5 protein-coding genes are annotated in these 7,327 nt (G+C 72.1%); 3 read left to right on the top strand and 2 right to left on the bottom strand.

The annotated features are described in order from the left end of the window. Positions 1-452 precede the first annotated feature (452 nt). Positions 453-1,265 (bottom strand): helix-turn-helix domain-containing protein, encoded by an 813-nt coding sequence (locus tag AB0C59_RS30785; protein WP_363010395.1) that lies wholly within the window; start codon positions 1,263-1,265, stop codon positions 453-455. A gap of 433 nt (positions 1,266-1,698) precedes the next feature. On the opposite strand from AB0C59_RS30785, the gene AB0C59_RS30790 reads away from it, so the two are divergent. After that, a complete protein-coding gene (locus tag AB0C59_RS30790) occupies positions 1,699-3,048 on the top strand; it encodes an NAD(P)/FAD-dependent oxidoreductase (RefSeq protein WP_363010397.1) in 1,350 nt (449 codons plus the stop codon). Positions 3,049-3,268: 220 nt separating this feature from the next. Then, positions 3,269-4,909 (top strand): SpoIIE family protein phosphatase, encoded by a 1,641-nt coding sequence (locus AB0C59_RS30795; RefSeq protein WP_363010399.1) that lies wholly within the window; start codon positions 3,269-3,271, stop codon positions 4,907-4,909. 33 nt (positions 4,910-4,942) lie between these two features. Here AB0C59_RS30795 and AB0C59_RS30800 read toward each other — a convergent pair whose 3' ends face one another. Next, positions 4,943-6,229, bottom strand: a complete 1,287-nt coding sequence (locus AB0C59_RS30800) for an MFS transporter (RefSeq protein WP_363010413.1) — start codon at positions 6,227-6,229, stop codon at positions 4,943-4,945. 173 nt (positions 6,230-6,402) lie between these two features. Here AB0C59_RS30800 and AB0C59_RS30805 point away from each other — a divergent pair, with 173 nt between their 5' ends. Continuing rightward, entirely contained in the window at positions 6,403-6,951 is a 549-nt protein-coding gene (locus AB0C59_RS30805; protein WP_363010401.1) for a MarR family transcriptional regulator, read from the top strand. The last annotated feature ends 376 nt before the right edge of the window (positions 6,952-7,327 follow it).

Consider the following 7,327-nt stretch of genomic DNA (forward strand, 5'->3'; position numbering starts at 1 on the left):
ACGTCCGCGCAGCCTGGAACCCCCGACCGATGGCGCCCACCCCCGCCATCGCCCAAACCCCCATCACCGGAACGAGTGACATCCGGCTCCCCGCCGCACGCACGACCCGCCCCCTCGTGCGGGATCGGCGGCCTGCGGCCTGTGGCCAGGTGCCGCGGGCTCGACTAAGGCGGCCTCCGCACGCACACCCCGTCCCCCGTGCGGGATCCCCGTCCCCCGGCCGTGATGCCCGGTCGATGAGCGCGATACCCGGGCCGGGTCGTCATCCCCGGCCGCCGTCCGCCGTGCCGCCTCACACAGCCGCCCCGTCCGGTCGGTGGCCGGACGGGGCGTGCGTGCTGGGGACGGGGTGCGTGGTCAGCGACCCCCGTCGGTGATTCCGGGCCCTCGGCCGGGCATGGCGCCTCGGGGACGGGATGCCCGACCGGTGTCGCGCTGCCCGGGCGTACCGCTCACACGGGCGTGGGGCGGGAGCGCAGGCCCTCCAGGAGGATGTCGAGCAGCCGTGCCGAGGCCGCCGCCTGCTGGGCGGCGTCGGGCAGCGCGGGCGCCGCCGTCGCGATCACCAGCAGCACGTCCGCGACCGTGACGTCCGTCCGCAGCTCGCCCGCCGCGCGCGCCCGCTCCACGAGCTGCCCGACGACCTCCAGCAGCGTCGCCGTCCCCGAGTCGTCCGCGTCCGGTTCGGACTGCCTGTGGACCAGCCGCAGCTCGGTCGCGGGCTGAGGCCGCTGCGGCGGCACCAGCGTCTCGTCCGCCGCCGGCTGCTCGCCCGTGTCCTCGGCGCCTTCCTCGGCGACGCCCACCCGCAGGGTGTCGGGCGGCAGCAGCCGCCCCGCGCCCGACGCCACCGAGGTCCGCAGGAAGCGCGACAGCGCCGACCACGGCTCGTCCTCCTGGCCCAGGGCGGTGCGCGCCTGGTCGGTCAGCCGGGCGGTCTCCTCCTCGGCTATGCGCCGCACCAGCACGTCCTTGCTGGGGAAGCGCCGGTACACCGTGCCCACGCCGACGCGGGCGCGCCGCGCGACGTCCTCCATCGGCGCGCCGTACCCGAGTTCACCGAAGACCTCGCGTGCCGCGCGCAGCACGTGCTCCAGATTGCGCTGGGCGTCCACGCGCAGCGGTGTCGTCCGCGAAGTGTCCCCGCGGCTGTCCAGACGGCCGTCCATACGGCTGTCCCCGCGCGCGCCGGTCGCGGTTGCGGTCATGGTGCCCGCCGTCGCGACGGCGGACGCGGCAGACCAATGAGCGTCCTGAATATGCATGAGCGATCCCCCGGTCATGTCGTCTCCCCCCGGAGACACGTCCCGCCAATGAAGGTCGAAGCGCGGGAAACGAGCGTCCCACGTGATGGGGCCCGCACATCGCGGACCCATGGAGTCCATCTCCCCCACACCTCGTCGGCATACGAACATAGTTGAGTAGGGGTCAATTCAGAAGGGGCAGGTTCCGCACAGAGCGCCCCCCGATCGGAGTACGGGCCGGATTCGTCCCCTTCGACCCGTCGCACGTCCCCCTGTGCACCCCTGTTGACCTGGGCGTTCTTGGCGCATGTGGCTAATTCGGCCAAGTCCGTCCCACCTCGCCGTCCCGTCACACGATGCGCCCCGGCTGTGGACAAACCCGCGGGGTCGGGTGCGTCATGGGACGGTGACGGCTGCAAACCATCCGGGGACGCCCCCCGACCCACCCGAGCGCGTGCGCGTCCTCATCGTCGGCGGTGGTTACGTCGGCCTGTACACGGCCCTGCGCCTCCAGCGAAGACTGAAGGCCGAACTGGGTCGGGGCGAGGTCGAGATCGTGGTCGTCTCGCCCGAGCCGTACATGACGTACCAGCCGTTCCTGCCCGAGGCGGCGGCCGGCGCGATCTCGCCGCGCCATGTGGTCGTCCCGCTGCGCCGGGTCCTGGACCGCTGCCAGGTGGTCGTCGGCGAGGTGACGTCCGTCGACCACGACCGGCGCACCGCCACCCTCTCGACACTCGCCACCAAGGAGACGGGGCGGACCGAGCGGATCGCGTACGACGAGCTCGTCCTCGCCCCCGGATCCGTCTCCCGCACCCTCCCGGTCCCCGGTCTCGCCGAACACGGCGTCGGGTTCAAGACCCTCGAGGAGGCCATCGGCCTGCGCAACCACGTCATCGAGCAGATGGACATCGCCTCCTCCACCCGCGACCCCGCGATCCGCGACGCCGCCCTCACCTTCGTCTTCGTCGGAGGCGGGTTCGCCGGCGTGGAGGCGCTCGGTGAGCTGGAGGACATGGCCCGCTACGCCGCGCGCTACTACCACAACGTCGCGCCCGAGGACATGAAGTGGATCCTCGTGGAGGCCTCCGACCGCGTCCTTCCCGAGGTCGGCGAGGAGATGGGCCGCTACACGGTCACCGAACTGCGCCGCCGCAACATCGACGTACGCCTGCACACCCGCCTGGAGTCGTGCGTCGACCGCGTGGCCGTCCTCTCCGACGGCGCGCGCTTCCCCACCCGCACCCTGGTGTGGACCGCCGGGGTGAAGCCGCACCCGGTCCTCGCGGCCACCGGCCTGCCGCTCGACGGCAAGGGCCGCCTCATGTGCACCCCCCAGCTGACCGTGGACGGCATCCCGCACGCGTGGGCGGCCGGGGACGCGGCGGCCGTCCCCGACGTCACCGCCGAGAAACCCGGCACGCACACCGCGCCCAACGCCCAGCACGCGGTGCGCCAGGCCAGGGTCCTCGGCGACAACATCGCGCACGCGCTGCGCGGCCGGCCCCTGGACACCTACGCCCACCGGTACGTCGGCTCCGTCGCCTCCCTGGGGCTGCACAAGGGCGTCGCGCACGTCTACGGGCGCAAGCTCAAGGGGTACCTCGCCTGGCTGATGCACCGCGTGTACCACCTCAGCAGGGTGCCCACCCTCAACCGCAAGGCCCGTGTGCTGGCCGAATGGACCCTGGCCGGACTGTTCAAGAGGGAGATCGTCTCGCTCGGTTCCCTCGAACATCCCCGTGCGGAGTTCGAACTGGCGGCCGGAGGAAAGCCTTCTGAAGACCCGAAGGGGTCGTCCTGACCGGATCCAGGAACTTCGCCGGAAGGGCCGACGTCTGACGAATACCGGTCCGGTCGGCCAGACTGGTCCATGACCTTGGGCGGGCCGATCCCCGCCTGGGGCCGCATCCACAGGCTTTCCCCCACGGTGCCGTACCTCCGGGGCAGGCTCCGGGACCCCGACCGGACCCCTGCCCGGATCCGGAGCCGGCCGGCGACGACAACGACGAGGCAAGGAATCGGTGAACTTCACGCGCTGGAGCGCCCGGCTCCCCGGAACGCAGCGCCGCGCCGCAGCGCGGACCGAGCCCGACCTCGCCCCGGACAGGCGAGGTGACGGTGCCGTGCCCGCGGCCCGTGCCGAGCGGCTCACCGGCGAGGCGACCCACGCGCCCGCGGTCGACGAACTGCCGGTGCGTGAGGTCCTCGACCGCATCCCGGCCCTCGTCGCCCTGGTCCACGGCCCCGACCACCGCATCGCGTACGTCAACGACGCCTACACGGCGGCCTTCGGCGAGCGCAGACCCGGCGCACCCGCCCGCGAGGCGCTCCCCGAGCTGGACGAACTCGGGCTCCTCCCGCTCCTCGACCAGGTCCTCCGCAGCTCCAAGCCGCGCACGGCCAAGTCCCGCAAGACCTCCGGCGGCCGCTTCTACACCGTCACCTGCACCCCGGTGGAGGTCCCCGGTGAGCCGTCCGGGGGTGTGCTCGTCTTCGCCGCCGACGTCACCGACCACGCCGAGGCCGCCGAACGGCTGAGAGCCGGCGAACGCGAGCAGCGCCACGCCGCGGTGACCCTCCAGCGCTCCCTGCTGCCCCAGGAACTCGAACAGCCCGACGACCTGCGCATTGCCGCCACCTACCAGCCCGGCGGCACGGACGCGGCGGTCGGCGGCGACTGGTACGACGTGATCACCCTCGGCGGCGGCCGCACCGCGCTGGTGATCGGCGACGTGATGGGCCGCGGCGTGCGGGCCGCGGCGGTGATGGGCCAGTTGCGCACGGCGGTGCGCGCCTACGCCCGCCTCGACCTGCCCCCGCACGAGGTGCTCCAGCTTCTGGACGGCCTCGCCACGGAGATCGACCCCAACCAGATCGCGACCTGTGTGTACGCCATCCACGATCCGAACGAGGGGCGGCTGGTGTACGCCTCGGCGGGTCATCTGCCGATCCTCGTCCGCGACGAGAGCGGAGCCGTCCTGCGTGCCGACGAGCCCACCGGGCCGCCGCTCGGCACCGGAGGCTGGATCCACGCGTCGGGCTCGGTCCCGCTCGGCCCCGGCGCCACGGCAGTTCTGTACACGGACGGTCTGGTGGAGCGCCGCGACGCCGACCTGGACGAGGGCATCGCCTCCCTGGAGCGCGCGCTCTCGGGCGCCACGGGCACACCCCAGGTGATCTGCGACCGCCTGGTCCGTTCGGCGGGTGTCACCGCCGACCACGACGACGACGTGGCGGTCCTGGTCCTTCAGCACCCGGCGCGCACGGGCCCCGACGGCGACCTGTTCCGCAACGCGGCCCTGGAACTGCTCGGCGGGGTGGAGGCAGCGCCCCGCGCGCGTGCCTTCGCCTCCGGGGTGCTGACGAGCTGGCGCTTCCCGACCGAGCTGCACGACCTGGGGGTCCTGGCCGCGAGCGAACTGGTCGCGAACTCGCTGCAGCACGGCATCCCGCCGATGAAGCTGCGGCTCAGACGGACCGACCGCCGCCTGATCGTCGAAGTGACGGACGGGGACGACCAACTGCCCCGCCGCCGGCGCGCGGAGCCGGCGGACGAGGCGGGGCGGGGCATCGCGATCGTGGCGACCATCGCCTCCACCTGGGGGTCGCGGCGGACGCCGGGCGGCGGGAAAGCGGTGTGGTGCGAGTTCGCGCTGCCGTGAGAGCCGTGCCCCCGGAGCCCCGGCGCGGCCGGCTCAGGCGCCCGACGCGCCGACCTCCGCCAGATCCTGGGCGCCGGACGCGCTCTGCGCCACCACCCGGCTCCTCGCCGAGGACGGCTGGTTCTGCGCCTCGGTGAGCCGGCGGCCGAGCCGGACGGCCAGGACGGTGATGCCCAGGGAGAACAGCAGGAACGTCACGACGTACGGTCCCGGCAGCGACGCGGCCAGCGGACCGCCCACCGCCGGCCCCACGGCCAGGGCCAGCTGCTTGACCAGGGCGAACGCCGAGTTGTACTGGCCCGCCATGCCGGTCGGCGCGAGATCCGCGACCAGCGGCGCGAGCGTCGGCGAGAGCATCGCCTCGCCCAGCCCGAACAGCGCGTACGTCGACACGAACGCGGCGGTGGCCATGGTCTGGCTGCTCTGCCCCAGCCCCGCGAACCCCGCGACGGCCCAGGCGAGGGCCCAGATCAGTCCGACGGCCGCGATCACCCGGGACCGCCTGCGCCGCTCCACGAACTTCAGCACCGCGAACTGCGCGACCACGATCATCAGCGTGTTCGCCGCCAGCGCCGTGCCCAGCGCGGAGGTCGAGATGCCCGCGGCCTCGACGCCGTACGCGCTGAGTCCCGACTCGAACTGCCCGTAGCAGGCGAAGAACAGCACGAAGCCCAGCACGCACAGCTGCACCATGACCCGGTTGCCCAGCAGCTGCCGCCAGCTCGACCGGCCGCCCTGCGGCGCGTCGGAGCCGATCTCCGGCGCGTGCGGCACCCGGACGGTCGACATGATCACGGCCAGCGCGAGGAAGATCGCGGCCTCGATCGCGAAAAGCAGCGTGAACGACGCGGCCCGCGAGGTGTCCACCAGGTGGCCGCCGATCAGGCCGCCGACGCCGAGTCCCAGGTTCTGCAGGAAGAACTGCATGGCGAACGCCCGCGACCGGGTCTCCGTGACCGAGCAGTCGACGATCATCGTGGCCAGCGCGGGCTGCATCACCGCCTGGCCGGCGCCGAGCAGCGCCGCCGACAGCAGCACGCTCACCGTGCCACCCGACAGGCCGAGGCTCAGCGAGCCGGCAGCGGCACAGACCAGAGCGGCGAGCAGCACCGGAAGCGGACCCCGTCGGACGATGGCCCGCCCGGCGAACGGCAGCACGACGAGTGCGGCCACGGCGAAGACGGCGAGTACCAGACCCGCCGTCACAGCACCGAGATCCCGCACCCGCGCCACATAGACGTACAGGTACGGGACGGTGAAGCCGAGGCCGAACGCGCTGAGTGCGTTGCCCACATGAATCCGGCGCATCGCTGCGCCCATTGCCCTGGTCACGTTCACCTGCCCTAGGAAGGAGGGCCGCGTCGGCTGGTTCGGACCGGTAGGTCTTACCTCTGAAGCGGTTACCTCTGAAGACTTCGAAGCTAAACTTAGAACCTAAACTGTACACGCCGAAGAACTTCAATGCCAAGCGAGTGCGTGCCATACTGCGGTCCATGGGCGACACCCCCGGCGCCAGTGAGCCGACACTCGATGAACAGATCGCCGCCTACCAGCGCGAATTCCAGGACCTGGACCCCCAGGTCGAGCAGATCGTCTCGGCGCTGTCCCGGCTCAACCGCCGCATGAACGTCGCCTACGGCCGGCAGACCTCGGGGCTCGGCATCAGCAACGCCGAGTGGGAGGTCCTCAAGGCCCTCGTCCTCTCCGGCGCGCCCTACCGTCTGGGCCCGAGCGATCTGGCCAAGCGGCTCGGCCTGACTCCGGCCGCCATGACCCACCGCATCGACCGCATGGTCGGCGAGGGCCTGGTCACCCGTGAGCGCGACGAGGCCAACCGGGTCCGCGTGATCATCGAGCTGACCGCGGAGGGCCGCGAGAAGTGGCTCGAAGCGATGCGTCTGGCGTCGGTGTTCGAGGAGGACCTCCTCCAGGACCTCTCTCCCAAGGAGCGCACCGCGCTGGGCGAGGTCCTGACCCGGCTGCTGCGCCGCGTCGAGCACGCCCAGCCGGACGCGGGCGGCCGGCTCAGCGACCTCGACTGACGGCCCGAAGGTTTGCCGTGGGCCACGCGGGGGCACGCTTGACAGTCGACCCGCCGACCCGTAATGTTCTCCGAGTTGCCACGGAGCCGTAACGGTTCTCCGGCAGCACCTTCGCCGCGAGAGCGGCACCCAACCACTCGGCTCGATCTCCCCCTGGGAAAGATTTCGGCGTGCCCGAATTCGCTTTCATGGGAGTACGGCGACCCGCTCGATTCGCTCGATTGGGAATCGCCCGGGGGATCCGCTAAGGTTTGGGACGTCGGAACGGCCCAACAGCCGGAAAGACAAACCCAGTTGACTGGGAGTCAGGCCCGAAGGGAACTGAGGATCTGATAGAGTCGACAACGCCGGAAAGGGAAAGCGCGGAAGCGCCGAA

Origin of the sequence: Streptomyces sp. NPDC048664, from assembly GCF_040650555.1 — a bacterium.
GTDB lineage: Bacteria > Actinomycetota > Actinomycetes > Streptomycetales > Streptomycetaceae > Streptomyces.

Bases quoted from the DNA above. Each gene is read 5' to 3' on its own strand.
- AB0C59_RS30805 (WP_363010401.1), top strand. From the start codon at position 6,403: ATGGGCGACACCCCCGGCGCCAGTGAGCCGACACTCGATGAACAGATC.
- AB0C59_RS30785 (WP_363010395.1), bottom strand. From the start codon at position 1,265: ATGCATATTCAGGACGCTCATTGGTCTGCCGCGTCCGCCGTCGCGACG.
- AB0C59_RS30800 (WP_363010413.1), bottom strand. From the start codon at position 6,229: ATGGGCGCAGCGATGCGCCGGATTCATGTGGGCAACGCACTCAGCGCG.